Source organism: Xanthomonas sp. WHRI 1810A (assembly GCF_040202885.1).
Taxonomy (GTDB): domain Bacteria; phylum Pseudomonadota; class Gammaproteobacteria; order Pseudomonadales; family Pseudomonadaceae; genus Aquipseudomonas.
Map to the genome: position 1 here is coordinate 34,873 of NZ_JBEGED010000006.1, position 25,549 is coordinate 60,421.

Annotated in this window: 17 protein-coding genes; 5 read left to right on the forward strand and 12 right to left on the reverse strand. The window is 61.2% G+C overall.

Annotated features, from left to right (window positions below):
- Positions 1-86: 86 nt before the first annotated feature.
- Positions 87-4,040 (reverse strand): trifunctional transcriptional regulator/proline dehydrogenase/L-glutamate gamma-semialdehyde dehydrogenase, encoded by a 3,954-nt coding sequence (gene putA / locus ABQX22_RS10855; RefSeq protein WP_349799292.1) that lies wholly within the window; start codon positions 4,038-4,040, stop codon positions 87-89.
- Between the two features lie 441 nt (positions 4,041-4,481).
- Here putA and putP point away from each other — a divergent pair, with 441 nt between their 5' ends.
- On the forward strand, positions 4,482-5,966 hold the full coding sequence (putP, locus tag ABQX22_RS10860; RefSeq protein WP_349799294.1) for a sodium/proline symporter PutP: 1,485 nt from the start codon (positions 4,482-4,484) through the stop codon (positions 5,964-5,966).
- Positions 5,967-6,019: 53 nt separating this feature from the next.
- Here putP and ABQX22_RS10865 read toward each other — a convergent pair whose 3' ends face one another.
- Entirely contained in the window at positions 6,020-6,691 is a 672-nt protein-coding gene (locus ABQX22_RS10865; protein ID WP_349799295.1) for a polysaccharide lyase family 7 protein, read from the reverse strand.
- A 302-nt stretch (positions 6,692-6,993) separates the two neighbouring features.
- On the opposite strand from ABQX22_RS10865, the gene ABQX22_RS10870 reads away from it, so the two are divergent.
- From ABQX22_RS10870 to ABQX22_RS10880, 3 genes are all read left to right on the forward strand, one after another.
- A complete protein-coding gene (locus tag ABQX22_RS10870; protein WP_349799297.1) occupies positions 6,994-9,147 on the forward strand; it encodes a putative bifunctional diguanylate cyclase/phosphodiesterase in 2,154 nt (717 codons plus the stop codon).
- Between the two features lie 37 nt (positions 9,148-9,184).
- Positions 9,185-9,706 carry a M48 metallopeptidase family protein gene (locus tag ABQX22_RS10875; protein ID WP_349799299.1) on the forward strand — a complete coding sequence of 174 codons (522 nt, stop codon included), beginning with the start codon at positions 9,185-9,187 and terminating at the stop codon, positions 9,704-9,706.
- Between the two features lie 129 nt (positions 9,707-9,835).
- Entirely contained in the window at positions 9,836-10,132 is a 297-nt protein-coding gene (locus ABQX22_RS10880) for a winged helix-turn-helix domain-containing protein (RefSeq protein WP_349799301.1), read from the forward strand.
- A 15-nt stretch (positions 10,133-10,147) separates the two neighbouring features.
- Here the strand turns inward: ABQX22_RS10880 and ABQX22_RS10885 are convergent, their stop codons facing one another.
- Entirely contained in the window at positions 10,148-10,606 is a 459-nt protein-coding gene (locus ABQX22_RS10885; RefSeq protein WP_349799303.1) for a GNAT family N-acetyltransferase, read from the reverse strand.
- 267 nt (positions 10,607-10,873) lie between these two features.
- Here ABQX22_RS10885 and ABQX22_RS10890 point away from each other — a divergent pair, with 267 nt between their 5' ends.
- A complete protein-coding gene (locus tag ABQX22_RS10890; RefSeq protein WP_349799305.1) occupies positions 10,874-11,611 on the forward strand; it encodes a substrate-binding periplasmic protein in 738 nt (245 codons plus the stop codon).
- On the opposite strand, the gene yccS is transcribed toward ABQX22_RS10890, so the two are convergent.
- The 9 genes from yccS to betI form a co-directional block, all read right to left on the reverse strand.
- Entirely contained in the window at positions 11,592-13,808 is a 2,217-nt protein-coding gene (yccS, locus tag ABQX22_RS10895) for a YccS family putative transporter (RefSeq protein WP_349799307.1), read from the reverse strand. The genes ABQX22_RS10890 and yccS overlap by 20 nt on opposite strands.
- Positions 13,809-13,901: 93 nt before the next feature.
- The gene (locus ABQX22_RS10900) at positions 13,902-15,080 is read right to left on the reverse strand and encodes an NAD(P)/FAD-dependent oxidoreductase (RefSeq protein WP_349799309.1); all 1,179 of its coding nucleotides are present in this window, start codon (positions 15,078-15,080) and stop codon (positions 13,902-13,904) included.
- A gap of 238 nt (positions 15,081-15,318) precedes the next feature.
- Positions 15,319-16,698 carry an ATP-dependent RNA helicase DbpA gene (gene dbpA, locus ABQX22_RS10905; RefSeq protein ID WP_349799311.1) on the reverse strand — a complete coding sequence of 460 codons (1,380 nt, stop codon included), beginning with the start codon at positions 16,696-16,698 and terminating at the stop codon, positions 15,319-15,321.
- 203 nt (positions 16,699-16,901) lie between these two features.
- The gene (gene mdtD / locus ABQX22_RS10910) at positions 16,902-18,344 is read right to left on the reverse strand and encodes a multidrug transporter subunit MdtD (RefSeq protein WP_349799313.1); all 1,443 of its coding nucleotides are present in this window, start codon (positions 18,342-18,344) and stop codon (positions 16,902-16,904) included.
- Between the two features lie 137 nt (positions 18,345-18,481).
- Positions 18,482-19,807 (reverse strand): TldD/PmbA family protein, encoded by a 1,326-nt coding sequence (locus ABQX22_RS10915; RefSeq protein ID WP_349799315.1) that lies wholly within the window; start codon positions 19,805-19,807, stop codon positions 18,482-18,484.
- Positions 19,807-21,249, reverse strand: a complete 1,443-nt coding sequence (locus tag ABQX22_RS10920; RefSeq protein ID WP_349799317.1) for a TldD/PmbA family protein — start codon at positions 21,247-21,249, stop codon at positions 19,807-19,809. Before ABQX22_RS10920 ends, ABQX22_RS10915 begins: the two co-directional genes overlap by 1 nt.
- 274 nt (positions 21,250-21,523) lie before the next feature.
- Positions 21,524-23,227, reverse strand: a complete 1,704-nt coding sequence (gene betA, locus ABQX22_RS10925; protein WP_349799319.1) for a choline dehydrogenase — start codon at positions 23,225-23,227, stop codon at positions 21,524-21,526.
- 161 nt (positions 23,228-23,388) lie between these two features.
- Complete coding sequence (betB, locus tag ABQX22_RS10930) at positions 23,389-24,861, reverse strand: betaine-aldehyde dehydrogenase (protein ID WP_349799320.1); 1,473 nt, start codon at positions 24,859-24,861, stop codon at positions 23,389-23,391.
- Positions 24,862-24,944: 83 nt separating this feature from the next.
- Entirely contained in the window at positions 24,945-25,538 is a 594-nt protein-coding gene (gene betI / locus ABQX22_RS10935; protein ID WP_349799322.1) for a transcriptional regulator BetI, read from the reverse strand.
- Positions 25,539-25,549: the final 11 nt, after the last annotated feature.

Consider the following 25,549-nt stretch of genomic DNA (forward strand, 5'->3'; position numbering starts at 1 on the left):
GCGAGGCTTGCCCGCGAATGCGGTGCGTCAGACGAAATAATCGCGCCTGATACATCGCATTCGCGGGCAAGCCTCCCTCCAGCACGTTAGCCGATGGTCATCAGGCTGGCGTTGCCACCCGCTGCCGCCGTGTTGACGCTCATCGCGCGCTCGATCACCAGGCGCTCCAGGGCAATGGTGGTTTCGCCTTTGGACAAGCCATGCACGCCGATGATAGCGCCGGCGCGTTTGGCAACCTGCTCGCAAATGGAGCGCAACTGATCCGAATCGCCGTGATGCAGCACGGCATCGATGATCAATTCGTCCTTGTTCCAGTCAGCCGCCAGCTTGATGCGGGCTTGCACTTCCTTGGGCAGACGATTGCGCAGCGACTTGCCGAGGTCGTTTTCCGGCCAGATTGCCGTGCTGCCTACTGCCATGACCGCTGCCAATTGCGTCAACAGGTCGGCTTCGTCCTCCGCCAGGCACAACACGTGTTCTCGCGGCAGGATGCTGTAGCTGTTGCGTTCCCCGGTCGGGCCGACCAGCAGACGCGTCACGCCGCTTTGCGACTGCTCGGCGAACTGGGCGCACAATGCTGCCAGCTCGGTGTGCTGATGGCTGCTCGCCCAGGTCGCCAGGGCGGTCAGCGGTTTGCTCATCGACTCACGCAGGCGAGTGTCAGGTGCGGTTAATTCATCACCGCGCACGAACGACTTCTCGATGGCGTCAACGGGGCGGGTCGACAGCAGACGGTACAGGTACAGCGGACCACCCGCCTTGGGGCCGGTGCCCGACAGGCCTTCGCCACCAAACGGCTGGACTCCCACGACTGCGCCGACGATGTTGCGGTTGATGTACATATTGCCGGCGTTCACGTTGTCCACGACTTTGGCGATGGTTTCGTCGATGCGCGTATGCACGCCGAGCGTCAGCCCGTAGCCGGAGGCATTGATCTGGGCGATCAGTTGATCGAGCTCTTTGCGTTTGTAGCGCACGACGTGCAGGACGGGGCCGAAGATTTCCCTTTGCAGTTCGTCGAAGCTTTCAAGCTCGATCAGGGTGGGCATGACATAGGTGCCGCGCTTGATTTCGTCGTTGTCAGCGATGGCGACCTGATACACCGAACGGCCTTTATCGCGCATGGCCTGGATGTGTTTCTCGATGCCGGCCTTGGCTTCGGCATCGATCACAGGGCCGATGTCCACCGACAGACGCTCGGGGTTGCCCAGCCGGCTTTCGGCCATGGCGCCCTTGAGCATTTCGATGACACGACCAGCGGAATCTTCCTGCAGGCACAGCACGCGCAAGGCCGAGCAGCGTTGGCCGGCGCTGTCGAAGGCCGAGGACACCACGTCGATGACCACTTGTTCGGTCAGCGCGGAGGAGTCGACGATCATTGCATTCTGGCCGCCGGTTTCGGCGATCAGCGGGATCGGTCGGCCCTGGGCATCAAGGCGACCGGCGATGTTGCGCTGCAGCAGCCGCGCGACGTCGGTAGACCCGGTGAACATCACGCCTTTCACCCGATCGTCACCGACCAGACGAGCGCCCACTGTTTCACCCCGGCCCGGTAGCAGTTGCACGACGCCTTCAGGAATGCCGGCTTCCAGCAGCAGGCGAACCGCTTGAGCGGCGACCAGTGGCGTTTGTTCGGCAGGCTTGGCCAGCACCGGATTACCGGCGGCCAGCGCTGCCGCGACCTGGCCGCTGAAAATGGCCAGCGGGAAGTTCCAGGGACTGATGCACACCACCGGCCCCAAGGGGCGATGGGCGTCATTGGTAAAGTCGTTGCGCGCCTGAACGGCGTAGTAGCGCAGGAAGTCGACGGCTTCACGCACCTCGGCGATGGCGTTGGCGAACGTCTTGCCCGCTTCGCGCGCCAGCAGCCCCATCAGCGGCTGAATCTCGGCCTCCATCAGATCGGCAGCGCGCTCGAGAATCGCGGCGCGTTCGGCCGGTGGCGTCGCTTGCCAGATCGGGCCGGCACTGACAGCACTGAGCAGTGCGTTGTCGACATCCTCCAGACTCGCTTCCTGCACGTGGCCCACCACGTCCCGCAAGTCAGACGGGTTCAGCACCGGCACCGAGGCGCCTGCGCTGACCGGGCTGCCGAGCATGGGCGCGGCTTTCCAGTCGTTGTGTGCGGTCGCCAGCAACGCAGACGACAGCGATGCCAGGCGATGTTCGTTGGCCAGGTCGATGCCCGCCGAATTCGCCCGGTCCGGGCCGTACAGGTCACGGGGCAGCGCAATGCGCGGATGCGGCAGACCGAAACCGCCTTCCTGGGTTGCCATGCGTTCGATGCTGCTGACCGGATCGGCGACCAGCGTCTGGACGGAGATCGATTGATCGGCAATCTGGTTGACGAACGAGGTGTTCGCGCCGTTTTCCAGCAATCGGCGAACCAGATAGGCCAGCAGGGTTTCATGGGTGCCGACCGGTGCGTAAACCCGGCACGGTCGGTTCAGTTTGCCGTCCGATACCTTGCCGACGACCTGCTCGTACAGCGGTTCGCCCATGCCGTGGAGGCACTGGAACTCGTACTGGCCGGGGTAATAGTTCTGACCGGCGATGTGGTAAATCGCGGACAGGGTGTGGGCATTGTGGGTCGCGAACTGCGGGTAGATGACTTCCGGCGCCGCCAGCAATTTGCGGGCGCAGGCAATGTAGGACACGTCGGTGTACACCTTGCGGGTGTAGACCGGATAGCCTTCCAGGCCTTCGACCTGGGCGCGTTTGATTTCGCTGTCCCAGTACGCCCCTTTGACCAGACGGATCATCAGGCGATGACGGCTGCGGCGGGCCAGGTCAATGACGTAATCGATCACATAAGGGCAGCGTTTCTGATACGCCTGGATCACGAAGCCGATGCCGTTCCAGCCGGTCAGCTGTGGCTCGAAGCACAAGCGTTCCAGCAGGTCCAGCGACAGCTCTAGGCGGTCGGCTTCTTCGGCGTCGATGTTCAGGCCGATATCGTACTGCTTGGCCAGGAGTGTCAGCGACAGCAGGCGCGGATACAGTTCTTGCATCACGCGTTCGTACTGCGCGCGGCTGTAGCGGGGGTGCAGGGCCGACAGTTTGATTGAAATGCCCGGGCCTTCGTAGATGCCACGACCGTGGGAGGCTTTGCCGATGGAGTGAATGGCCTGCTCGTAGGAGGCCAGGTATTTTTGCGCGTCGTGCTCGGTCAGTGCTGCTTCGCCGAGCATGTCGTACGAATAGCGAAAGCCTTTGGCTTCGAAACGACTGGCGTTGGCCAATGCTTCGGCGATGGTTTCACCGGTGACGAATTGCTCGCCCATCAGGCGCATCGCCATGTCGACGCCTTTACGAATCATCGGCTCGCCCCGCTTGCCGATGATGCGGCTCAAGGACGACGTGAGGCCTGCTTCATTGTGGGTGCTGACCAGCTTGCCAGTCAGCAGCAGGCCCCAAGTGGCGGCGTTGACGAACAGCGACGGGCTGTTGCCCAGGTGCGGGTGCCAATTGCCGGTGCTGATCTTGTCGCGAATCAGTGCGTCGCGGGTGCCTTTGTCCGGAATGCGCAGCAACGCTTCGGCCAGGCACATCAGCGCTACGCCTTCCTGGGAAGACAGTGAAAATTCCTGCAGCAGCCCCTGGACGATGCCAGCGCGTCCACCAGCACTTTTCTGATTGCGCAGCTTCTCGGCAATCGTGGAGGCCAGCTTGTTGGTCGCGGCGGCCATTTCAGCCGGGAGGCGCGCCTGCTCCAGCAACATCGGTACGACTTCTGGTTCCGGGCGGCGATAAGCCGAGGTGATCGCTGCGCGCAGCACGGACTGCGGAAGGATGCTTTCAGCGAATTCCAGAAAAGCCTGATGGGCCACTTCAGTGGGGATCTCGCCCAGCTCGTCGGCGTCCTTGCTGCTCGAACCGTTAAGTTCAGTCAGGGTTGCACCACTCTCGAGTTTCTCCAGGTAATTGAAAATCGCCTGTTTGATCAGCCAGTGCGGCGTCCGGTCGATGGACTGCGCAGCTGCTTTCAATCGCTCGCGGGTAGGGTCGTCGAGTTTGACACCCAGAGTGGTGGTCGCCATGTCTTGTCCTCATGTCAGCCACGGTTCCGTGGCTTTAATTGGCGCAAAGATAGCCTCTGCCGATAGGGGGGTGCAACCGGGTGCAACCGGTTTTTTCGAGATATTGCATCCTCTCGTCCGAACAGCGAAATGTCTTGCACACCTTAGGGGCCGTTTCTTTCAGTGCTGCAGGTCTTTGCGCCGAAACAGCGCAAATTCGCGCCCTGGTTACATTTTTTTCGGACTTGGGTGCAACTGAAACCGAGGCAAGGGTTGCACCCGGTTTGGCATGTTGATTAGGATGCGCGCCCTCGGTCATCTGAAACGGCTGGAAGCTGAAACGATGAGGATTCGTTGCTGAATCTTCGTCTACATGCCCGGGGGAGGGAGCAGTCATTGAGTCACACACGCCTCCTGTCTGCTGCCCGTCGGGCTCAATAAAAACAAGCAAGGGCGTACACAATGAGTGTCAGTAACCCTACATTGATCACGTTCGTGATCTATATCGCGGCAATGGTCCTGATCGGATTCATGGCCTACCGCTCCACCAATAACCTGTCTGATTACATCCTCGGCGGTCGCAGCCTGGGGAGCGTCGTGACTGCACTGTCGGCCGGCGCCTCGGACATGAGTGGCTGGCTGTTGATGGGGCTGCCTGGCGCGATCTATCTTTCAGGCCTTTCCGAGAGCTGGATCGCCATCGGGCTGATCGTCGGCGCTTACCTCAACTGGCTGTTCGTCGCCGGTCGTCTACGCGTCCAGACGGAGCACAACGGCGATGCGTTGACCCTCCCGGATTACTTTTCCAGCCGATTCGAAGACACCAGTGGACTGCTGCGGGTGATCTCCGCCGTCGTGATTCTCGTGTTCTTCACCATCTACTGCGCCTCTGGCATTGTTGCCGGCGCCCGACTGTTCGAAAGCACTTTCGGCATGACCTATGAGACGGCGCTATGGGCAGGCGCAGCGGCAACCATCGCCTACACCTTCGTGGGTGGGTTCCTGGCAGTCAGCTGGACCGATACCGTACAGGCGACGCTGATGATCTTCGCCCTGATCCTCACGCCCATCATCGTGCTGCTGGCGACCGGCGGGGTCGACACTACCTTCCTGGCCATCGAGGCCAACGATCCGACCAACTTCGACATGCTCAAGAACACCAGCTTCATCGGCATCATTTCGTTGATGGGCTGGGGGCTGGGTTACTTCGGTCAACCGCACATCCTGGCGCGTTTCATGGCAGCCGATTCGGTTAAATCCATCGCCAAGGCGCGCCGCATCTCGATGGCCTGGATGATCCTCTGCCTGGGCGGCACGGTGGCGGTGGGCTTTTTCGGTATCGCCTATTTTTCGGCGCATCCTGAGCTGGCCGCTCCAGTTACCGAGAACCATGAGCGGGTCTTTATCGAGCTGGCGAAGATCCTCTTCAACCCCTGGATTGCCGGTGTGCTGCTGTCTGCAATCCTGGCGGCGGTGATGAGTACGCTCAGTTGCCAGTTGCTGGTGTGCTCAAGCGCACTGACTGAAGACTTCTACAAGGCATTCCTGCGCAAGAGCGCTTCTCAGCTGGAACTGGTGTGGGTCGGCCGCGCCATGGTGCTGCTGGTCGCACTGATTGCGATTGTGTTGGCGGCCAATCCGGAAAACCGCGTGCTCGGGCTGGTGAGTTACGCCTGGGCCGGCTTCGGTGCGGCGTTCGGTCCGGTGGTGCTTATTTCGGTGCTGTGGAAAGGTATGACGCGCAACGGCGCACTGGCCGGCATTCTGGTGGGTGCGGTCACGGTCGTGGTGTGGAAGCATTTCGAGGTGATGGGCCTGTACGAAATCATTCCGGGCTTCGTCTTCGCCAGCATTGCCATCGTGGGCTTCAGCTTGATCGGCAAGCCTGCCTCCGCCGCCATGCAGGCGCGCTTTGACGCCGCAGAGAAAGAGTACAAGGCTGCCTGATAGTCGGCGTTGTCAAAACGGCCCGCGTCTCGCAAGAGAGCGGGCCTTTTTCGTTATGTCTTGTTGTGATCGATATCCAGATTGAAGAAGGTCGCCTTGCCGCCTTCACTGGTGTAGCCGGTGTGGTCCTGGGTATAGACGCCGGCCTTGAAGTACAGCGGTTTGTCACTCCATTGGGCGCTGATCCGCTGGTGCCAGTTCTGGTCGTGTGCAGTGACGTTCAGCATCCCGCCGGGGCTCAGTCGAATGATGTAATTGAAGGTTTCATTGAGCTGCACCCCTTCGGCAATGGTGATGACGCGGCTGGTTTTGTCATCGGGGTGCATGCGCACTTTGGCGACGATGTTCCCGGTGTCGGTGGCGTCCTTGAATTGATACTCGACTTTCAGCAACGGCTGGGTGCTTTCGTAAGCGTGTATCTGGCCAATCACGATTTTGCCCGAGGAGGGCACCTGATTGACCTGCAGTTTGGCGTTCAGATAATTGTCCGCGTCCCGATAGAACCAGTTGTGCAGGTCTCCGTTGGTCCAGGTTTCCCGCAGCTCACTTCGAGGGTAAATCGCGTTTTCCGTCTTGGTACCCGTGACCGGGGACCAGAAAATGATGGATGAGGAGTCGGACTTGAAGTACTTGCCGCTGTAGCCTTTTACCAGTTGTCGCGTTTCAACCGTGGCGGGTGGCGAGCCCACCGGAATGCTCAGATTCCAGGATCCCAAATCAATCATGTCTAATCGTCCGTATGTCTCATTGCCAGCGAAGATGTCTGGCGCAAGGTGTTTGAAGGGTGCTCCTTATACGGTTGAGAATGGGCATTGTTAATGGAATTCCGTCGAGCGGATGCAGTCAAAGTGCCCACATTTTTTCCCGAGGCCACTGTGCCAAACGCCTCTGGGGACATGACCGTTAGTCGGGCCGGACACAATTAGTTGGTGGCTAAACAATAGCCCTCTTCTATTTTTCCGAGAGACGACTAGAGTGAATGCCATTCGGCGCCATGGGCGGAGCCCCTTATCGGCATCAGTTATGTATGAGTAGCAGCATGGAATGCGTGCAGTCCCAGCCAGTAGCTGGCAAGTCGGTTTTATTGGTTGTCGATGACTATCCGGCAAACCTGGTCACCATGCGTGCGGTTCTTCAGCGTCAGGACTGGGAAATCATAACGGCCAGCTCGGGTCTGGAAGCCTTGGGCTTGCTGCTTGAGATCGAGGTCGATCTGGTCCTGCTTGATGTGCAGATGCCGGGCATGGATGGATTTGAAGTGGCTCGCCTCATGCGCGGCAGCCATCGCACCCGGCTGACCCCCATTATATTTCTCACCGCCAACGAGCTGTCCCGGGACTCTGTTCACAAGGGATACGCCAGTGGTGCGGTGGATTATCTGTTCAAACCTTTCGACCCCAACGTCCTCAAGCCCAAGGTCCAGGCGCTGCTTGAGCATCAGTCCAATCGCCGTGCGTTGCAGAAACTCAGCCGCGAGCTTGAAGCGGCGAGGGCCTTCAATGCCTCGGTGTTGGCCAACGTCGCAGAAGGCATTCTGGTGGTGGGCGAAGCTGGACTGATCAGCTTCGCCAATCCCGCCATCTGCCGGTTGCTGGGCATGACCGACGGCGAGCTGCGCGGCACTCAATTGATCAGCTACCTGCAAGAGCCCAGTGTCAGCGAGTGGACCGAGTCGGGCTTCTATCACCACTACCGTCGCGCGGACACCTACCGGGTGCATGATGCGATCCTGCGTTCGCCGGAAGGTCGTCAGGTGCCGGTGGCGCTGTCTTGCGCGCCTTTGCCGGGCGAGCAGAAGGCAATGGTGCTGAGCATTCTCGACATGTCGGTGGTGCGCGACCTTTATCGCCAGCTTGAACAGCAGGCGGTCACCGACGCGCTGACCGGTTTGCTTAACCGGCGCGGTTTCTACCAGACCGTTGAAAGCATGTTGATGCGCAAAGATCACGCCGAGAAGTATCTGGTGGTGCTGTACCTGGATCTGGACGGCTTCAAGCACGTCAACGATTCGCTGGGGCATGACGCCGGCGATCAGGTCTTGCTGTGGGTGGCGGAGCAGTTGAAAGACAGCCTGCGACCCTACGACGTGCTGGCGCGCATGGGGGGTGATGAGTTTGTCGTGGTGATCGACGGCCTGGATTACCCGGAGCACGCGGCGAAAGTGGCTGAGAAACTGATCGAGCGCATTTCGGTACGTCGACAGATCGATGGCATGGAGGCGACCCTGGGCGTCAGTATCGGTATCGCCATTTACCCTGATTGCGGGCTGAATCTCGATGCGCTGCTGCGCGCGGCGGACGTGGCCATGTACGAGGCCAAGCGTGCGGGGCGCCAGCAGTACCGATTTTACGATCAGGACATGAACGGTCGCGCGCGATCGCGGCTGATGCTTGAAGAAAGCGTACGCGGGGCCATCGAAGGCAAGGACTTCACGATGGTCTACCAGCCTCAAGTGCGTGTTGCCGACGGCAGCGTTCGCGGTTTTGAGGCGCTGCTGCGATGGCAGCATCCTTCGGCCGGGGATGTGCCCCCCGGGCTGTTTATCCCGTTGCTGGAAGAAACCCGCCTGATCAACAAGCTTGGCGGCTGGATCTTCGAACAGGGTGCTGCCCAGCGTAAACGTTGCAGCAGCGTGTTTGGCGATGATCTGGTGATCAGCATCAGCGTCAGCCCGGCGCAGTTCAGCATGCCCAATCTGGCGGCAGAGCTGCAGCGCGCCATTCACATTCATGGCTTGCAGCCACGGCAGTTGGAGATTGAAATCACCGAACCGTCGCTGGTCCACAACCTGGTTCACAGTCGCAAACAGCTGCAAAGCCTGCATGACATTGGCGTGCGCGTGTCGCTGGATGATTTCGGCTCAGGGGAGTGCTCGCTGACCCATTTGCGTAATCTCGATCTGGACACCCTCAAGCTTGATCGGCACTTCATCGCCGGCCTGCCGGGTTCCGCGCGGGACATGGCCGTGGCGCGCAGCATCATCGACCTGTGTCGCCAACTGGATATCGAAGTGATTGCCGAAGGCGTTGAAACCGGTGAGCAATATCGTTGGCTGGTGGATAACGGTTGCCAGGTGATTCAAGGCGCGCTGCTGGGGCGCCCCATGACGTCGGATGATTCGCTGCGATTTATCGAGGCCGTCACGGCCCCGGTCGATCCGTTGCAGATCAGCCGCGACTAACCTGTAAACTCGGCGTTTTCCTGCTATTGCAACGAACATGAGCTCACCGACCCTCAACCCGCTGAAATACCTGCAGGCTTACCCTCCAAGCCTGCAGGAGCAGGTGCGACAACTCATCGCCCAGGACAAACTGGCGGCCTACCTGGAACAGCGCTACCCCGGCCGGCACGAAGTCCAGAGTGACAAGGCGCTGTACGCCTATGCGCTGTCGCTCAAACAGGAATACCTGCGCAATGCACCGCCCATCGACAAGGTGCTGTTTGATAACCGCCTCGATCTCACCCATCGCGCCCTCGGGTTACACACCACGGTTTCCCGCGTACAAGGCGGCAAGCTAAAGGCCAAGAAGGAAATCCGCGTGGCGTCGCTGTTCAAGGAGGCGGCACCGGAATTCTTGAAAATGATCGTGGTGCATGAGTTGGCGCACTTCAAGGAATCCGATCACAACAAAGCGTTCTATAACCTGTGCGAACACATGCTGCCCGGCTATCACCAGATGGAGTTCGACCTGCGGGTTTACTTGACCTGGCGGGATCTGCAGGCCACGGGTAAGCACTGATATTTGTAGGAGCGCGCTTGCCCGCGATAGCGATTTGTCAGACGACATCTATGTGACTGACTCACCTAATCGCGGGCAAGCGCGCTCCTACACCTGATCCGCGGGCGATGCTCGAACAAGGACTTTACGATGGACGTCAGCAAAACCAAAACCAGCTTCTACCGCCGCCTCTATGTGGCCTATCTGATCGACAGTGGGCTGGCCAGCAACGTGCCGGCCTTGACCGAGGTCACCGGCATGCCTCGGCGCACGGCGCAGGATACCCTCGCAGCGCTGGCGGATCTGGACATCGTGTGTGAGTTCGAGCAGCTCGACGGCGGGCGTAACCACGCGGGCGGCTACCGGATTCGGGAGTGGGGCGCGATCGACAAGCAGTGGATTGCGACCCACCTGGCACAGATCAAATCAGTGTTGGGCTATCCCTGAGAGATTGCCCGGCGTTCAGTCCAGATCGCGGCGCATGCCTATGTGCTCAATGCCGTCCTCGACGTAGACATCGCCCACCGCATTGAACCCATACCGGCTGTAGTAGCCCTGCAAGTGCGCCTGAGCCGATAGATAGATCGGCTGGTCTGGCCATTTGCGTTCTGCGTGGTCGATGGCCTGCACCATCAACTCATGGCCCATGCCTTTGTTGCGCATCGACGGCGCCGTCACGACGCGGCCGATGGTGACATCGCCGTTTTGCTGGATCGGATCGAGCAGGCGCAGATACGCCACCAATTGATCGTTTTGCCACGCCATCAGGTGACAGGTGTCGCCCAGCAAGTCTTGACCGTCGACGTCCTGATACCAGCATTTCTGCTCCACCACGAACACCTGCGCCCGTAGCTGCAGGATGGTGTACAGCTGTTCTTTGCTGAGTTCGGTGTGGTGTTTGCAAATCCAGTTGATCGGCATGACGCGGGCTCATAAGGGGAAATCCATGGTGGATACTAAACGCTTAATGACGTGAGCCCAACTCAGTATTCGGCCCGGTTTCCTCGTCTGCAAAAAGAGCCGGATGCTTATTGTGAAGTTCTTGAACTACCGCACAGCCTTCAGATTCTTATGAGTTGTACTCAAGCGGGAATGGGTCTTCAATGAAGGCGACCTGCTAGCACCGCCACGGCGGCCTCTTCGGCGTAGTAAACCCAACGGGCTGTCGTTTGCCAAAGGATCTTGAGCATGCCGCGTTTGCTTCGAACCATGGGGTTTTTAAGCTTCATGTGGGCGGCCGGGACGGCGGGGGCGGATACGTTACGCATGGCGGGAGACGCCTGGGCCCCGTACGCGGATGCCTCGTTGCTCAATGGCGGATTGGCAACGGACCTGATCAGAACCGCGCTGAGCCGCGCCGGTTACGCAACTGAATTCGAGCAGGTCCCCTGGGCGCGCGCCGTGCATGGTTTGAGCGAAGGCCGCTACGACGTGTTGATCAACGCGTGGTACAGCGATGATCGGGCCCGCATGGGACAGTTTTCTGCACCTTACCTGACCAATCGCTTGCGCTTTATCAAGCGCAAGGACGCCGATGTCAGTTATCAGAACCTTGCGCAGCTGCACCCTTACTCCATTGCGGTGGTGCGGGGCTACGCGTACTCACCCGCGTTCGACAACGATCCGGAGTTGAAGAAAGTGCCGGTGGCGAACTTCTCTACCGCCTTGCGCATGCTGGTGGCCGGGCGAGTGGAGTTGGCCGTCGAGGATGAATACGCGGCGCGCTACGCCTTGAGCCACGAGTCATCCGACGTGCAAGCGGGCGTCGAATTTCTGCCTGTGGCCCTGGCCGAAAACACCCTGCACATTCTGGTCAGTCGAAAGATCCCGGATCACGCCAACATTGTCGCCCGCTTCGACCAGGAGATCGCGGCCATGAAGGCCGACGGCAGCTACGAGAAGCTGTTCAAGCTGCACGGTTTGTGAGGTCGGTGGTTTCGGTCACGGGCGCCTTGATCAAATGCGCGGCCAGGGTCCGCAGCGGTCCGAGCTGGCGACAGATCAGCGCCAGTTGCGTCTGAACCAGGCGTTGGCCTTCGTCGAGCTCCTCAGGCATCTGCTCCAGTTCGGCGGCCAAGGCTTCCTCCGCGTCACTCTGAACCGCGACCGGTTGGCGTGTCGCCAGGCTCTGCGCAATCTCATCGATACTGCCCGCCAGCGTGGCACCCGCGCCCTCGATCAGCTGCTCGTGCACTTCGGCGGGCAACGGCGTCTCCCGGTGCGCCCCCAGGCCTGACAGATAGCTCAACAGCGTGTGCGACAGCACCAGAAAGCGGAAGCCCACGTCAGCTTCCTTCCGAAAATGGCCCGGCTCCATCAGCATATTGGCCAGCGTCGTCGACAGCGCGGCGTCAGCGTTGTGAGCGTTACGGCGAGCGAGGCGATAAGCCAGATCGTCCCGCTTGCCTTGCGCGTATTGCTCCATGATCTGGCGCAGGTAAATGCTGTTGCAGGTCAGCGTATTGGCCAGCACTTTGTTCAGGCGACGGCCCTGCCAGTCCGGCAGGAACAGGAACACCGCCAGCCCTGCGATCAAACTGCCCAGCAGCGTATCCAGCAGGCGCGGGAGGAACAGCCCGTAGCCGTCGCCCACCTGATTGAAGCAGAACAGGATCATCACGGTAATCGCGCCGGTGGCCAGCGTGTAACGCGTGGTGCGATTGACGAAGAACACCACACCCGCCAACACCGCACACATCGATTGCAGGATCGGTGAGGTCACCAGATCGAACAGCACCCAGCCGACAGTCAGGCCGATGGCGGTGCCGATGATCCGCTGGCCCAGCTTGCGCCGGGTCGCGCCGTAGCTCGGCTGACAGACAAACACCGTGGTAAGGATGATCCAGTAACCCTGCGACGGGTGAATCAGGTGAACGGTGAGGTAGCCGACGACCAGTGCCAGCGGCAAGCGCAACGCGTGGCGGAACAGCAGCGAGGTGGGTGTCAGTTGCAGGCGCAGGCGATTCCAGACGTCTTTGAAGTTGCGCGGCGAGCGGTCCAGTAAACTGCTGTCGGTGGCGTCTGCCAGGGCATCGGGGTTGCTGGCATCGCTGAGCAATCGGTCCAGCGTGCCCAGGTTGTTGGCCAGCGCGCGCAAGGAGCGAAGCAAGCCGCGCCAGGCCGGGTTGCTCTGGATGCGCAGGTGTTCCAGCGAGGCGTGCAGATCATTCAGGGCGTGGGCAAAGCTGTCGTCATAAATGAATGGCTGGCGCAGCTGGATCGACACCGAGAGGTCGCGACAGGCCGTGCCTTGCTGGCGCAGCAGGCGTTGGCAGCGGAACAACACGTCGCTGTGGAAGAACGCTTCAGCCAGCGAGTTGTACGGATAGTGCGAGGAGCTGGCGCGTTCGTGGATGTCTTGCGCCAGAAAGTACAGCTTCAGGTAGCGGCTGACTTTCGAGCCCGGTCGACCGCTGCCGACGCGATTCAGGATGATTTCCTTGGCGGAGTTCAGCGCCGCGACGACCCGGCCGTTCTGCTTGGCCAGGTCCAGGCGACGCGCTTCTACGTCCAGCGTGCGAATCGGTTCGAACAATTCGGATTTGATCTTCAGGTACAAACCCAGCTCGCGAAACAGCCGGGCCAGTGCCTGCTGCACCGGCTGGTTGGAAAACAGCATTTGCCACAACACCGAGAGCAGGCCGTACCACGCCGCGCCCGCGACCAGCAGCATCGGTTCGTGCCAGAAGTCGATGACTTCGCCGCCGCGCTGATCGACGCCGATCATGGTGTACACCGAGAGAATCAGGGTGCCGTAGGCAATCGCCCCGTAGCGTTCGCCCAGCGCGCCGAGCATGGTCAGGCAAAAAGCAGCCACGGCCATGGAGCAGACAAACAGGACGGGGTAGGGGAAAAGCAGTTCCACCGACAGGGCGGCGACGCTGAAGCACACCAGCGTCACGGCCAGCGCGTTGAGCCGGCCTTGCCAGCTGTCGTCGGTTTCAGAAAGGGCGCAGGCGATGATCCCGAGGAACAGCGGAATCAGTTGTTTCATCTCGCCCTGGTACCAGCACAGCGCCATGCTGCCGGTCAGGGCGATGAACACCCGTACGCTGTAGCTGAACTTATCCAGCGCCCACAGGCGGCGGAAGGTATTACGCAACGATTTGAATTTCGATGCCATAGGAACGCTGACTGCCTGGTTCGCGATAAATCGATTCTGCTTGAAAAACTTCGGTAGGAGCGAATTTATTCGCGAGTAGCCAGGGATGACGGGTCAGACGAACTGCGCGGCCGCGTAGGCCGAGGCCCACGCCCACTGGAAGTTGAAACCGCCCAGATGACCGCTGACGTCCAGCACTTCACCCACAAAGTACAAGCCCGGAGACTTCAGCGACTCCATGGTCTTGGACGAAACTTCCCGGGTGTCGATCCCGCCCAGCGTGACTTCGGCGGTGCGATAGCCTTCGGTGCCCGCCGGCACGACCTGCCAGCTCGCCAGTTTCGCCGCGATGTCGGCGAGTTCTGCGTGGGTGTATTGCTTCATCGGCTTGGACACAAACCATTGCTCGGCGATCAGGTTGGCCATCTTTTTGGTGAAGATCTCGCCCAGCAAAGTTTTCAGTTCGCTGTTGGGGCGCTCGGCCTGTTGCTGGGCCAGCCAGGCGGGTACATCGTGGTCGGGCATCAGGTTGATTTCGACCACGTCCCCCGGCTGCCAGAACGAGGAAATCTGCAGGATCGCCGGGCCGCTGAGGCCGCGATGGGTGAACAGGATGTTTTCCCGGAAAGCGGTGTCATTGCAACTGACCAGACAATCCACCGACGTGCCCGACAGCTCGGTGCACAGCGCCTTGAGCTGGTCGGTGATGGTGAACGGCACCAGGCCTGCGCGGGTCGGCAGCAGGGTGTGGCCGAACTGCTTGCCGACCTGATAACCGAAACCGGTGGCGCCCAGGGTCGGGATCGACAGGCCGCCGGTGGCGATGACCAGCGACGCGCAACTGATGTCGCCCAAGGTGGTTTGCAACAGATAGCCAGCTTCGGTCTTTTCGATCTGCTGCACCGAGGTGTCCATGTGCAGCTTCACACCGGCCTGTTTGCACTCGTCCAGCAGCAGCTCGAGGATGTCGCTGGACTTGTTGTCGCAGAACAGCTGACCGAGCTTTTTCTCGTGATACGGCACGCCATGCTTGCCTACCAGCTCGATGAAATCCCACTGGGTGTAGCGCGCCAATGCCGATTTGCAGAAATGCGGGTTCTGCGACAGGAAGTTGGCCGGTTCGCTGTACATATTGGTGAAGTTGCAGCGACCGCCACCGGACATGAGGATTTTCTTGCCCGGCTTGTTGGCGTGATCGATCAGCATCACGCTGCGCCCGCGATTAGCGGCCGTGAACGCACACATCAAGCCTGCGGCGCCAGCGCCGATGATCACAACGTCAGTAACGGGCAAAGCGGATTCCTCGGGAAACAAAGATCGTGCCCACGCTCTGCGTGGGCACGCGATTCGTGACGCTCTGCGTCACCCTGGACGCGGAGCGTCCGTCAGGGCATTCCCACGCGGAGCATGGGAACGATCGATAACTGTAGGAGCTGCCGAGGAACGAAGGCTGCGATTCGGTAAACCTGACACACTGCGATCGCAGCCTTCGTACCTCGGCAGCTCCTACAAAGGGGTAAGGCGGCGGAGTTTAGAGAATCCGCACACGCAACGACTTGCCCTTGATTTTGCCGTTGTTCAGACGCTCCAGCGCCTGTTTGGCCATGCTGCGTTCGACGGCGACGTAGGCCTGGAAATCGAAGATCGCGATTTTGCCGACCTGAGCGCCGGGAATACCGGCGTCCCCGGTCAGTGCGCCGAGGATGTCGCCCGGACGCAGCTTGTCCTTTCGACCCGAGCCGATGCACAGGGTGGTCATCGGTGGCAGCAGCTTGCCGCCTTCGGTGCGGGTCAGGTTTTCGTATGGCTGCCAGTTCAGCGGCGCTTTCTGCAGCTCTTCAACGGCGCGGGCGCGCTGGCTTTCCGACGGGGCGACGAGGCTGACCGCGATGCCGGTTTCACCCGCACGACCGGTACGCCCGACGCGGTGGATGTGGATTTCCGAATCCCGCGCCAACTCGACGTTGAGCACCATGTCCAGGCCGTCGATGTCCAGGCCGCGCGCCGCGACGTCAGTGGCCACCAGCACCGAGGTGCTGCGGTTGGCGAACATCGCCAGCACTTGATCACGATCGCGTTGTTCCAGGTCGCCGTGCAGACCGACCGCCGACATGCCCTTGGCGATCAGGTGATCGACCACTTCCTGAACCTGCTGTTTGGTAAAGCAGAACGCCACGCACGATTGCGGGCGGAAGTGATCCAGCACTTTCACCACGGCTTCGAGGCGTTGCTCCGGGGAGATTTCGTAGAAAATCTGCTCGATCTGGCTGTCGGCGTGCAGCGCTTCGACCTTGACGGTCTGCGGGTCGCGCATGAACTTGGACGACAGTTGCTTGATGCCGACCGGGTAGGTGGCGGAGAACAGCAGGGTCTGACGGCGCTTGGGCGTCTGCTCGATGATGTCGGCAATGGAGTCGTAGAACCCCATGTCCAGCATGCGGTCGGCTTCGTCGAGAATCAGCGTGTTCAGACCGTCCAGCACCAGCGAACCCTTGCGCAGGTGCTGCTGGATGCGGCCCGGCGTGCCGACGATGATGTGCGCGCCGTGCTCCAGCGAACCGATCTGCGGGCCGAACGACACGCCGCCGCACAGGGTCAGGACCTTGATGTTGTCTTCGGAACGCGCCAGGCGGCGGATTTCCTTGGCGACTTGGTCAGCCAGTTCACGCGTGGGGCACAGCACCAGCGCCTGACAACCGAAGAAGCGCGGATTGATGGGGTTCAGCAGGCCGATACCGAAGGCGGCGGTCTTGCCGCTGCCGGTCTTGGCCTGAGCGATCAGGTCCATGCCCTTGAGAATCACCGGCAGGCTCTGCGCCTGAATCGGCGTCATCTGGGCGTAACCGAGGGACTCCAGGTTAGCCAGCATGGCGGCGGAAAGGGGCAAGGTATTGAACGCGGTGTTAGTCACAAGAGTGAGCCTGCAAAACAAAATGTCGCGCAGTGTATCAGGTCGCGGTCCCTGCCTTGGGGCCATGGGCGATAAATGGTACGCGTTAGTCAGAGAACCTCTGTAGGAGCGAATTTATTCGTGATACGCAGGCATGGGCGACAAATAGGCGTCGCCTACACCAGCCCTTCGCGAATGAATTCGCTCCTACAGGGCGGGACCGGTCACGCTTCGATCTCAGGCTCCGGCTGCGGCTTGCGCGGCGGGTTCTCCTGGGTGATTCGGGGCGACAACTGCAGGAAAATCGTCGCGGCCAGCATCGCCAGCACCCCAACGCACAGGAATGTCAGCTGGAACGCCCCCAGCACACTGCTGACCTCGCCGGTCGCCACGTCGTCGGTGAACCCACCGAGCAGCGCCGCCGCGCAGGCCACGCCCAGGCTCAACGATAACTGCGCCACCACCGACAACAGGCTGTTGCCGCTGGCCGCGCTGGCGTCGTCGAGGTCGATCAGCGTCACGGCGTTCATCGCCGAGAACTGCAGCGAGTTGACGCCACCCAGCAGCGCCAGATGAATCAGCAGCATCCAGTACGGAGTCTCCGCGCTGATCAACGCCATGCTCGCCAGCAAGATGCCCAGCAGCAGCGTGTTGCCGGTGAGCACGATGCGGTAACCGAGCCGCTCGATCGCCTTGGTGGCCAGCGGTTTGGCGAACATCGCGGCCAGCGCGAGCGGAATCATGCTCATCCCGGCATGGGACGGCGAGTAACCCAGCGCCACTTGCAGCATCAACGGCACCAGAAACGGCAAGGCGCCGCTGCCCAGTCGGGCGAACAGGTTGCCCATGATTCCCACCGCAAAACTGCGGGTCTTGAACAGCGAAGCCGAGAACAGCGGGTGCTCTACATGGCTTGCGCGCAACCAATACGCCGCCAGGCAGGCCATCCCGCCGAACAACAGCATGACCACGCGCAGGTGCGGCAGGTGCAGCTCGCCCAGGCCTTCCAGCGCGATAGTGATCAGCACCATTGACGCGCCGAACAGCAAAAAGCCCACCATATCGAAGCGCGTACGCCCGCCACCCTGCAAATCCGGGATGAATTTGCGCACGGCGAAGCAGCCCAGAATGCCGACCGGAATATTGATCAGGAAGATCCAGTGCCAGCTCAGGTATTCCACCAGCCAGCCGCCCACGGTCGGGCCCATCAACGGACCCAGCAGCGCCGGCATGGTGATGAAGCTCAAGGTGCGCACCAGCTCGGTTCGCGGATAGGCCCGTAATACGATCAGGCGCCCGACCGGCATCATCAGTGCGCCGCCCAGCCCCTGAATCCCCCGCGCGCCCACCAGCATGCTCAACGAGTTGGCCAGGGCGCACAGCAAGGAGCCGAAGCTGAATAACAGAATGGCGCTGAAGAAGATGCGCTTGATCCCGAATCGATCCGAAATCCAGCCAGAGGCCGGGATGAGCAGGGCGATGGTCAGCATGTAGGCGATGATCACCGACTGCATGCGCAGCGGGTCTTCGGACAACGAACCGGCCATGGAGGGGAGGGCGGTGTTGAGGATCGTGCCGTCCAGGCTTTGCATGAAGAAAGCGATGGCAATGACCCAAGGCATCCAGCGCAGTGTTGTGGCGTCCAGATGCGGGGTTGTGGTCGGCATGTGGGGCGTGGGTCCTTGTTGGTTTTATTGGCATGAGGCGATTGGTAGGAGCGCGCTTGCCCGCGATTGCGGTGGATCAGTCGCCTCTACGGTGCGGACAGATTGCAATCGCGGGCAAGCGCGCTCCTACAGGGTACTCAGAGCGTCAAGGTAAGCTTGCTGATCAACGCGCCCGGCAGCAGGTTGGAACTGGTATCGCGCTGACTGTAGGTACTTGTGGACAGAATCAGTTCCCTCTCTGTCGTCAATTCTTCCAGCGCGTCGCCCAGCAGGCTGAACAGGCTGTCGTCGAAACGCATGGTGCTCACCGGCGCGATGATTTTGCCGTCCTCCACCCAGAACGTTGCGAAACGGGTCATGCCGGTCAGGCGGCCTGCGCTTCGGTCAGAAAAGTTGAGGTACCACAGGTTGCTGATGTACAAGCCGGTGCCGAGGGCTTGCAGCACCTGGTCCAGCCCCAGCGAGCCGCCATTCATGCTCAACGCACTGGGGGACTCGCCGCCACCTGCGCCATTGGCCGCCAGACCGTATTCCGCCGCGCTGCGCGAGCTGACCAGTTGATCCCGTGCGGCGCCTTCGACCACCAGCGACAGGTCCGAACGTGGATACCCTTCGCCGGAAAACGCTGGCGACAACGAACCGCTGACCTGCTCGTCCAGGCTCACCAGCGGGTTCAGCGCCAGTTCGCCGCTGTACAGGCGTTGCAGCGGGCTGCTCTTGTCGGCCAGCGACTGCGCCGAAAATCCGCCCCAGCACATCATGCCGACGATCTCTTCCACCGCCGCCGGCGCCAGATACGCGCGGTATTGCCCCGGCGCCAACGTATGTGCTGGGCGGCCGAGGAATTCCAGTTGCTCGCGAGCCAGCGTGAAGCGGCGTGCAAACGCCTCATCGCTCCAGTCGTGACCGGCGTAATTGGCCTTCACCGCCTGGCCGTTGTCGTGGAACAGGCTCCAGTCGAAATTAAAACTGTTGGCCTGATGCCAGCCCAGCGCGCCCTGGGAACTGGCGAAGCCGCGATACAACGGCCCGGCCGCGTAAATGCCGACCAGGTCGAGGCCTTCGCCCCGTTGCGCGATTTGGTTGACCACATGGGCGCTGTCCGGCAACGGTTGGTCCTGGACGTTGTTGCTCTGCCAGTCCTGCTCGTTGAGCAGCAAGTAAGGGTCTTCCGGCAGCAGCGTCAGGGTTTGCCGCAGTTGGTGCAGGGCTTCGGACAAACGCTGTTGATCCACCTCGCTGTCGCCCGAGAGCGTCAGGTTGAGGTTGGCGTGGCGGCCGTCGTCAATCAGCTTGAAGTTCACGCTGGCCTGCTGCACATGCCCGGCCTGACGCACCTTGCCGTGGTTGAAGCGAATGAAGTCCGATTCTTCGGCGTTGTAGCTCAGGGTGAAGCGTTCCTGATGGGTGATTGCGCCGTTCAGGCGATCAACCAGGGACTTGAACTGAGAGTGATGAGACATCAAGCGTCACCTCCGAATACATCGACATGGGAGAACACGCAGGCGGGCGATGCGTGCCCCACGCGGATGACCTGATTGGGTTCGCCCTTGCCGCAGTTGGGCGTGCCGAGGACTTTGAAGGTGCTGGCATCACCCACGGCGCTGAGGTTGCGCCAGAACTGCGCCGAGATCGCGCGGTAGTTCGGGTTCTTCACCACGCCTTTGAGTTCGCCGTTTTCGATCAACTGGCCCCACTCGCAACCGAACTGGAATTTGTTACGCGCATCGTCGATGGACCAGGAGCTGTTGGTGCTCATCAAAATCCCGTGCTCGATCCCGCCGATCAGTTGCGCCATCGACTTATCGCCCGGCTCGATGTTCAGGTTGGCCATGCGATCAATGGGCGCGCGGTTCCAGCCGCAGGCGCGGCTGTTGGCGACACCGTCCATCCCGGCGCGATACTGCGACAGCGCACCGCCCAGCGGCCGTACCAACACGCCATCCTTGATCAAGAATTGTTTGCTGGCTTCGGTGCCATCGTCGTCGTAGCCGTAGCTCGCCAGTTGCTCGGGAATGTCCGGGTCGAAGGTCACGTTCAGCAGGTTTGAACCGTATTGCAGGGTGCCGAAGTCGCTGGTTTTGACGAAACTGGTGCCCGCGTAGTTGCGTTCATCGCCCAGGATGCGATCCAGTTCCAGCGGGTGGCCGATGGACTCGTGGATTTGCAGGGTCATTTGATCGGGGGTCAGCAGCAGGTCGCGCGGGCCGGTGGGCGTGTTGGGCGCCATGATCAGTTGCAGCGCCTGATCGGCGATCTTTACCCCGGCGCCGACCAGGCCACAGCTGGCAATGACTTCCGCGCCGCCTTGCTGGCCGAAATTCTCGCGGCCCAGGCTGCGGGACTGGCTGTCGTGGCCGTCGAAAGCCGTCACGCTCAAGCCGGGAAACACATAACGCTGGGCCTGACGGATCTGCGCCCCGGCGTTGTTGAGGTAGATCTGCTCGACATTTTCAATGCCCAGGCTGACCTGCCAGTTCACCAGGCGCTCGTCCTTTGGCACGGCAGCCGATTCGGCGCTGAGCAGGGCGTAGCAATCGCTCAGTGACGGGAAGGCGCTGGACAGGTTGGGCGAGAGGTAATCGGCGCGGGCGCTGGACACACGTTGTTCGCTCAGATCGAGCAGGGAATGCGGCGCCAGCAGACGCGCCTGCATCTCGGCCTGCTCCAGCGCCGCTTGCAGGCCGCGCTGGGAAATATCGTTGGTGGCGGCATAGGTTTCCACGCCGTTGAGGCGCACGGTCAGCATCGCGCCTTCGTCGATGCTCATGTGCGGCGGCGCGGCCACGTTCTTGCGCACGGACAGGTGCTGACTGGTCTGTTTGACGTAACGCAGGGAGAAAAACTGGGCACTGCTCTCCAGCGCGGCAAACCGCTGCGAGAGTTGAGCGGAGAAATCGAACATGCAGAGAGGCTCCTTGGAAGGCTGTCAGGCTGAACAACAACCTGAAGCAAGATGTGGGCCGGTGGGTACGCAGGAGACGAAGCGGTTGCGCGGGCTCTAGATTAGGCCTGCGAGGAGGGTAGCGGCAAGCGGGGGCGTGACGGTTGCAGCGATTGTAGGAGCGCGCTTGGTGGGAGGAGCTTGCTCGCGATTGAGGTGTGCCATTCGCCAGAGGGGCTTCAGACAGATTGCAATCGCGGGCAAGCGCGCTCCTACAGGAGGTCGTGCGGTGTATTTACTGCGCTGTCCGGCTCACATCACGCAGCGGCGTGGTGCGGGCAGGGCGGTCGCCGGCGACGAAGTAGTCCGCCGTGCTGCGTGGCAGCGGCGCGCGGCCACGGATCTTGTCGGCGATCTTCTCGGCGATCATGATCGTCGGCGCATTCAGGTTGCCGGTGGTGATCAGCGGCATGATCGAGGCATCCACCACGCGCAGGTTCTGCACGCCATGCACGCGGCCTTCGCCATCGACAACGGCCATCTCATCGGTGCCCATCTTGCACGAGCACGAAGGGTGGTACGCCGTCTCGGCATGCTCGCGGACAAACTGATCCAGTTGCTCGTCAGTCTGCACTTCGATACCCGGGCTGATTTCCCGGCCCCGGTACTTGTCCAGCGCCGGCTGCTGCATGATCTCGCGGGTCAGGCGGATGCCGTCGCGAAACTCCTGCCAATCCTGCTCGCTGGCCATGTAGTTAAACAGGATGCTCGGGTACTCGCGCGGGTTCTTCGACTTGACCTGCACGCGGCCACGACTCGGTGAACGCATCGAGCCCACGTGGGCCTGGAAGCCGTGCTCCTGCACACCCTTGCTGCCGTTGTAGTTAATCGCAACGGGCAGGAAGTGGTACTGGATGTTCGGCCACTCGAATTCTTCCCGCGAACGGATAAAGCCACCGGCTTCGAACTGGTTGCTGGCGCCGATGCCTTTGCCCAGGAACATCCACTCCGCACCGATCTTCGGCTGGTTCCACCACAACAGCGACGGGTACAGCGAGACCGGCTCGGTGCAGGCGTACTGCAGGTACATCTCCAGGTGATCCTGAAGGTTCTCGCCCACGCCCGGCAGGTCGTGAACCACCGGGATGTCCAGCTTCTTCAGCACTTCGGCCGGGCCGACGCCGGAACGTTGCAGGATCTGCGGCGAAGCGATGGCCCCACCACACAGCAAGACTTCCTTGCGAGCGCGGGCTTCGATGCGAGCGTCGCTGTCGCCGACCAGATAGGCCACGCCGACGGCGCGCTTGCCGTCGAACAGGATGCGGTCGGTCAGGGCGTGAGTGACGATGGTCAGCGTCGAGCGCTTTTTCGCGTCATCGAGATAGCCGCGCGCGGTGCTGGCCCGACGGCCGAACGGCGTGACGGTGCGGTCCATCGGGCCGAAGCCTTCTTGCTGGTAACCGTTAAGGTCGTCGGTGCGCGGATAGCCCGCTTGCACGCCCGCTTCCACCATCGCGGCGAACAACGGGTTGTTGCCGGCTTTGGGCGTGGTCACGCTGACCGGGCCATCACCGCCGTGGTAATCGTTGGCGCCGATGTCGCGGGTTTCGGCCTTGCGGAAGTACGGCAGGCAGTTGAGGTAATCCCAGTCTTCAAGGCCCGGGTTCTTGGCCCAGCCGTCGTAGTCCATGGCATTGCCGCGGATGTAGCACATGCCGTTGATCAGCGAAGAACCGCCCAGGCCCTTGCCGCGACCGCATTCCATACGGCGGTTGTTCATGTGCGGCTCAGGGTCGGTTTCATACGCCCAGTTGTAGCGACGGCCTTGCAACGGGAACGCCAGCGCGGCCGGCATTTGGGTGCGGAAGTCCGCACGATAATCCGGGCCGCCCGCTTCAAGCAGCAGCACGGTGACGCCTGCGTCTTCGGTGAGACGGGCTGCCAGGGTATTACCGGCCGAACCTGCGCCGATGATGATGTAGTCGAATTCTTGGGACATTTAAGTTCCCTCTTTGAAAGATGATCGGGGTGATGCGTCGGAGCGCGGTCGAAACCTGTAGGAGCGCGCTTGCCCGCGATTGCGTTGTGTCAGACGCCAACGGTGCCGGATTTACCGACGTCATCGCGGGCAAGCGCGCTCCTACAGGGGGGCGTCAGTACTTAAAACACCGACGCGTATTCACCCAACTCAACCTGTACCGATTTGATACGGGTGTATTGCGCCAGCGAGCTGATGCCGTTTTCGCGGCCGACGCCGGATTGCTTGTAGCCACCGACCGGCATTTCCGCCGCCGATTCGCCCCAGGCGTTGATCCAGCAGATGCCGGCTTCCAGCTGATGAATCACGCGATGCGCGCGGTTCAGGTCTTGGGTCACGACGCCCGCTGCCAGACCCATGTCGGTGTCGTTGGCGCGGCGGATGACTTCTTCTTCGGTGTCGTAGCTGAGGATGCTCATGACCGGGCCGAAGATTTCTTCTTTGACGATGGTCATGTCGTCGGTGCAATCGGTGAACACGGTCGGGGCCACGAAAGCGCCTTTGGCGAATTCACCCTCGGTCAGACGGTCGCCGCCGATCAGCACGCGCGCGCCTTGTTCCTTGCCCTTGGTGATGTAGCCCAGCACGTTTTCCATGTGGGCGAAGCTCACCAGGGGGCCGAAGTTGGTGTTCTCATCTTCCGGGTTGCCGGCGCGAATACGCTTCACGCGCTCAACGATTTTGGCTTCGAACTCGGCCTTCAACGCGCTCGGGATGAACACCCGCGTGCCGTTGGTGCAGACCTGACCGGAGCTGTAGAAGTTGGCCATCATCGCGATGTCGGCGGCGCGATCCAGATCGGCGTCGTCGAAAATGATCAGCGGCGACTTGCCGCCCAGTTCCATGGTCACTTCCTTGAGCGACGAACTCGATGCACTGGCCATGACCTTCTTGCCGGTGCTGACACCGCCGGTGAACGAAATCTTCTCGATGCGCGGGTGCTCGGTGAGCCAGCTGCCGACTTCACTGCCGGTACCGGTCAGCACGTTGAACACGCCATCGGGCACGCCGGCTTCGGTGTAGATTTCGGCCAGTTTCAAGGTGGTCAGCGAAGTGACTTCGCTCGGCTTGAAGATCATCGCGTTGCCGGCAGCCAATGCAGGGGCCGACTTCCACAGGGCGATCTGGATCGGGTAGTTCCACGCGCCAATGCCGGCAGTGACGCCCAGCGGTTCGCGGCGGGTGTAGACAAATGAGGAGGTGCGCAGCGGAATCTGCTCGCCTTCGATGGCCGGAACCAGGCCTGCGTAGTACTCCAGTACGTCGGCGCCGGTGACGATGTCGACGTATTTGGTTTCGGAAATCGATTTGCCGGTGTCCAGGGTTTCCAGCGCGGCCAGTTCATCGTTGCGTTCACGCAGGATGTCCACGGCGCGGCGCAGGATGCGGGAGCGCTGCATGGCGGTCATGGCGGCCCAGACTTTCTGGCCTTTCTCGGCGCTGACGACAGCGCGCTCGACGTCTTCACGGGTGGCGCGCTGGACGTGGGCCAGCAGTTCGCCGTTGGCCGGGTTGATGGCTTCGAAGGTGTCATTGCCGCTGGCGTCGACGTAACCGCCATCAATGTAGGGTTTTTGCAGTTCAAAACGGGGCATAAAAATCCTCAGGTATCGGGTGTGAGCTGTGATCGAGAGCGCCTGGCGCCAGTCGATCATTTACAGCGGTGGGCGTGAGCGCGTCAGCGCGCTGCTTTCGCCAATTGGAAATCCATGTATTCGTAAGCAATCTGCTGCGCTTGCTCGGTGTCGAAGGCATCGCCCGACAGCGCGCCGCGCAACCACAAACCGTCGATCAGGGCGGCCATGCCGCGCGCCGCATTGCGCGCTTCGTCCAGCGACAGCACCCGGCGAAACTGGCAGCACAGGTTCGAATACAGACGGTGGTCGTTGATCCGTTGCAAGCGGTGCAATGACGGCTGATGCATGCTGGTGGCCCAGAAGGCCAGCCAGGTTTTCATCGCCGGGCCATTGACCTGGCTGGCGTCGAAGTTGCCTTCCACGATCACTTTCAAATGGGCGCGCGGGCTGTCGTCGGTCAGGGCCAGGCGGCGCTCCGAGACGTTGGTGATCAACGCGTTCATCAGATGGCGCATGGTGGCGGCGATCAGGCCGTTCTTGTCCTGAAAGTAGTGGCTGATGATGCCGTTCGAGACACCGGCCAGCTTGGCGATCAGGGCAATACTCGCGTCGCCCATGCCCACCTGATCGACCGCCTCAAGGGTGGCGTGGATCAGCTGTTGACGGCGAATAGGCTGCATACCGACCTTGGGCATTGATGTGTTCC

Bases quoted from the DNA above. Each gene is read 5' to 3' on its own strand.
- ABQX22_RS10890 (WP_349799305.1), top strand. From the start codon at position 10,874: ATGCCGCGTTTGCTTCGAACCATGGGGTTTTTAAGCTTCATGTGGGCG.
- ABQX22_RS10870 (WP_349799297.1), top strand. From the start codon at position 6,994: ATGAGTAGCAGCATGGAATGCGTGCAGTCCCAGCCAGTAGCTGGCAAG.
- ABQX22_RS10920 (WP_349799317.1), bottom strand. From the start codon at position 21,249: ATGTTCGATTTCTCCGCTCAACTCTCGCAGCGGTTTGCCGCGCTGGAG.
- ABQX22_RS10880 (WP_349799301.1), top strand. From the start codon at position 9,836: ATGGACGTCAGCAAAACCAAAACCAGCTTCTACCGCCGCCTCTATGTG.
- ABQX22_RS10865 (WP_349799295.1), bottom strand. From the start codon at position 6,691: ATGATTGATTTGGGATCCTGGAATCTGAGCATTCCGGTGGGCTCGCCA.
- mdtD (WP_349799313.1), bottom strand. From the start codon at position 18,344: ATGCCGACCACAACCCCGCATCTGGACGCCACAACACTGCGCTGGATG.
- betA (WP_349799319.1), bottom strand. From the start codon at position 23,227: ATGTCCCAAGAATTCGACTACATCATCATCGGCGCAGGTTCGGCCGGT.
- ABQX22_RS10875 (WP_349799299.1), top strand. From the start codon at position 9,185: ATGAGCTCACCGACCCTCAACCCGCTGAAATACCTGCAGGCTTACCCT.
- ABQX22_RS10915 (WP_349799315.1), bottom strand. From the start codon at position 19,807: ATGTCTCATCACTCTCAGTTCAAGTCCCTGGTTGATCGCCTGAACGGC.
- putA (WP_349799292.1), bottom strand. From the start codon at position 4,040: ATGGCGACCACCACTCTGGGTGTCAAACTCGACGACCCTACCCGCGAG.
- betI (WP_349799322.1), bottom strand. From the start codon at position 25,538: ATGCCCAAGGTCGGTATGCAGCCTATTCGCCGTCAACAGCTGATCCAC.
- yccS (WP_349799307.1), bottom strand. From the start codon at position 13,808: ATGGCATCGAAATTCAAATCGTTGCGTAATACCTTCCGCCGCCTGTGG.
- betB (WP_349799320.1), bottom strand. From the start codon at position 24,861: ATGCCCCGTTTTGAACTGCAAAAACCCTACATTGATGGCGGTTACGTC.
- putP (WP_349799294.1), top strand. From the start codon at position 4,482: ATGAGTGTCAGTAACCCTACATTGATCACGTTCGTGATCTATATCGCG.
- ABQX22_RS10885 (WP_349799303.1), bottom strand. From the start codon at position 10,606: ATGCCGATCAACTGGATTTGCAAACACCACACCGAACTCAGCAAAGAA.